The sequence below is a fragment of the Flavonifractor sp. An9 genome (genome assembly GCF_002161245.1).
Classification (GTDB): Bacteria; Bacillota; Clostridia; order Oscillospirales; family Oscillospiraceae; genus Flavonifractor; species Flavonifractor avicola.
This window is the reverse complement of record NZ_NFHC01000052.1, coordinates 1-1,573: the sequence shown is the minus strand read 5'-3', so window position 1 is coordinate 1,573 and position 1,573 is coordinate 1. Positions and strand designations below refer to the sequence as shown.

Here is a 1,573-nt window from a genome sequence, read left to right as displayed (position 1 = left end):
CTCAGTCTGTCGAAAAAGTCCAGCATAAGCTGGGCTTTTTCGTTCATAAGAGGTAAAATAAGTAGCAGGTGGTGAGAAAGATGCTGGAACGCGGGAAAATGGATCGTAACGTAATCGAGATGGTTGGCATAGACAGTCTGGTGCCAGAGGAGCATCTGCTGCGGAAAATAGACAGAGCAGTGGATTTTAGCCGACTGTACGAGATGGTGGAGCCCTTGTACTGCGAAGACAATGGCCGGCCGAGCGTAGACCCGGTGGTGCTGTTCAAGATGGTACTGATCCAGCATCTGTATGGGCTGCCATCCCTCCGGCGGACGGCGGAAGAGGTAAGCGGCAGTATTTATTACCGCTGGTTTCTTGGGTATACATTGCAGGAGGAAACGCCCCATTTTTCCACAGTGAGCTATAACTTCCGTCACCGATTTACCGAGGAGACGGTGGACCAGGTCTTCCGTTGGATCCTGGAGGAGGTGGCGGAGGCGGGATACCTTTCCCCCAGGGCGGTATTTATTGACGGCACACATATCAAAGCCAACGCCAACACCAAGAAGCAGGTGAAGGTACAGATTCCGGCGGCATCCAGGCACTACGCCAAGGAACTGATGGAAGAGGTGAACGCGGACCGGGAGTCCCACGGAAAGAAGCCCTTTGACGATGATGAGCCACCAACGCCGCCAAAAAAGCGCAGGGACAATACCTCAAAGAAGAAGCTGGCCCGGCGGAAGAAGGAGAAGCTGCGCACGGTGACCCGGAGCGTGACGGATCCGGACAGCGGTTTGTTTGTGAAGGGGGAGCACAAGCGGCAGTTTGCCTATGAGGCCCATACCGCCTGTGACAAGCATGGCTTTGTCCTGGAGGCCGTCATTACCCCCGGCAATGTACATGACAGTGTGGCTTTTGATGAAGTGTATGACCGTGTGACGGATGCTTTCCCGGAAGTAGAGACGATAGTTGCCGATTCCGCCTACAAGACCCCTCATATCTGCAAAAAGGTATTTGAAGATGGACGTGTGCTGTCCACTGCTTACAAGCGGCCCCAGACCATGAAGGAGGGCCATGCGTGGTGGAAGTATGTGTATGACGAGCACTACGACTGTGTGCTCTGCCCCGAGTACCAGGCGTTGGCCTACCACACAACCAACCGGGACGGATACCGGGAGTACCGAAGCGACCCGAAAATCTGTGTGAACTGTCCCACCCGCCACCTGTGCACCCATTCCAAGGACTGTGTCAAAACGGTGCAGCGGCATGTCTGGAAAGACTATGAGGAACTGGCGGACGACGCCCGCTATACGCCTGAGTACCGAGAACTGTACCAACGGCGGAAGGAGACCATTGAACGGGTCTTTGCCGACGCAAAAGAGAAACACGCCATGCGTTATACCCAGTACAGAGGCTTGGCCCAGGTGTCCAACTGGGTGAAGCTGAAATTTGCTGCCATGAATCTCAAAAAACTGGCCAGGTGGCTGTGCCAGGAGAGCCTTGCCTCTCTCTGCATACTCCTTCTTTGGCCGCTACATGACCCAAACCCGGCGTATGCTTGACGCATAGCCGGCTTTCTCGACAAGCTGAG

At 54.8% G+C, this 1,573-nt stretch carries 1 protein-coding gene; it reads left to right on the top strand.

The features are described from left to right. Nucleotides 1–98 precede the first annotated feature (98 nt). On the top strand, nt 99–1,544 hold the full coding sequence (locus B5G40_RS16525) for an IS1182 family transposase (RefSeq protein WP_158099569.1): 1,446 nt from the start codon (nt 99–101) through the stop codon (nt 1,542–1,544). Nucleotides 1,545–1,573: the final 29 nt, after the last annotated feature.

What these genes read in the sequence shown, in the direction of transcription:
- B5G40_RS16525 (WP_158099569.1), top strand. Translation starts at nt 99, where the DNA reads ATGGATCGTAACGTAATCGAGATGGTTGGCATAGACAGTCTGGTGCCA.